General features: G+C 43.8%; 2 protein-coding genes and 1 pseudogene. 2 read left to right on the top strand and 1 reads right to left on the bottom strand.

What is annotated here, in order from left to right:
* Positions 1-71, top strand: a pseudogene (locus EQY_RS26375) (ssDNA-binding protein); the annotation flags it as partial.
* Positions 72-169: 98 nt separating this feature from the next.
* Here EQY_RS26375 and EQY_RS0121770 read toward each other — a convergent pair.
* Complete coding sequence (locus EQY_RS0121770; protein WP_000224317.1) at positions 170-451, bottom strand: YjcB family protein; 282 nt, start codon at positions 449-451, stop codon at positions 170-172.
* A 447-nt stretch (positions 452-898) separates the two neighbouring features.
* Between EQY_RS0121770 and EQY_RS0121765 the strand changes: the two genes are divergently transcribed.
* Positions 899-1,604 (top strand): CSS-motif domain-containing protein (locus tag EQY_RS0121765; RefSeq protein ID WP_000019887.1); only part of this gene is annotated, 706 nt, incomplete at its 3' end.

Below are 1,604 nucleotides of genomic sequence, written 5' to 3'. Positions count from 1 at the left end.
CGCAGCAGTCCGCTCCGGCAGCGCCGTCTAACGAGCCGCCGATGGATTTCGATGACGACATTCCGTTCTGATTTGTCATTAAAACAATAGGTTATATTGTTTTAATGTGGGTGATTAAAGCATCCGCCAGCCATAAAAAAGAAGCCTCCGTTATGGAGGCTTCTACATATCAGGTCAAAATCATCGGCCACTGTGGTGGAGTTTGACCCATCCCTTCCACCATCACCGACTCAATGTTGTGCCAGATGGCAGTAATATCGGTCATTGTGATGCCAAGCAACCCCATTGCGAACCAACAGGCGGAAACCACGCCCAGACCGCTACTGATCACTGCCAGCCCGACATAATCAGAGCGCCGGAAACGGATGTTGAGCGTGCTGGCCAGAAACATCAATATGGCGCTAAGAAGCTGCCAGCGAAGGAGAACCACGCCAGTGGTGAGGGTAGCCATCAAACATTTCCTCTGAAAATTACCAAGCCCTGGATAGCACGGCATTACTCACGGGGGGCGTGATACACTCTGGCTATCGCGGGACTTTCAGAACATAAAATGAAACACTTAGTTTGTTTCATAAATTTTTGTGAACTATATCACAATTGCTCGTTTGTTAGCCAGATTATGCTGCTACTTTTATTGCTGCACTAATTATGTGGTTTTTCAGTGAAATCGAGACAATGCATAATAAAGAAATATTTTAACTTCCTGCCTGACCTGCATTTTTTCAGCAAAGCCCTTTTGATATCAGCGAGTTATTTTTATTTAAACAAAGATTATGAAGGTATCAATTTCAAATCAGGCAAAAGTGCTATTTATACCGTAAGATTTATCTAACGTCGTCGGTAGCCAGGGTTTTAACCTTGCAATGACCAGGTATAACCAGGCAGGGAATTGATAGAAATGAGTCATAGTGTGCGACACAAATTGCTGGCGTTGCCGGGTATTATCTTTGTAGTCCTCCTTCCCATCATTCTGTCGCTATGGATCGCCTTTCTTTGGGCTAAAGCGGAAGCGAATAATCAACTTCGTGCTTTTGCCCAGTTGGCACTGGAGAAATCCGAGCTGGTCATTCGCCAGGCAGATTTAGCAAGCGACGATGCGGAACGCTATCAGGGACAAATTTGTACTCCCACTCATCAACAACAAATGTTGAATATTATCCGTGGTTATCTTTATATCAACGAATTGATCTATGCCCACGATAACCTTTTTTTATGCTCAACATTAATGGCTCCCGTTAACGGCTATACGATATCGCCAGCGAACTATAAGCGTGAACCTAATGTCTCAATCTATTATTATCGCGACACTCCTTTTTTTGCCGGTTATAAAATGACCTATATGCAACGAGGAAACTATGTCGCGGTAATTAACCCTTTATTCTGGAGCGAGGTGATGTCTGACGATCCAACGCTGCAATGGGGGGTATATGATACGGTGACGAAAACCTTTTTCTCTTTAAGTAAACAAGCCTCAGCAGAAAAATTCTCACCATTGATTCATCAAAGGGAAATAACCGTACAGCAGAACGGTTATTTATATGCGATAGTCCATTCAACAAAACGTCCCATTGCTGCTGGTAGTGACTCCAACTTACTGATAGTGT

The sequence above is a fragment of the Escherichia sp. TW14182 genome (assembly GCF_000208525.1).
Taxonomy (GTDB): Bacteria; Pseudomonadota; Gammaproteobacteria; order Enterobacterales; family Enterobacteriaceae; genus Escherichia; species Escherichia ruysiae.
Note: the sequence above shows the minus strand (reverse complement) of the source record. Positions and strands in the feature narration are given on the sequence as shown.

What these genes read in the sequence shown, in the direction of transcription:
- EQY_RS0121770 (WP_000224317.1), bottom strand. Translation starts at nt 451, where the DNA reads ATGGCTACCCTCACCACTGGCGTGGTTCTCCTTCGCTGGCAGCTTCTT.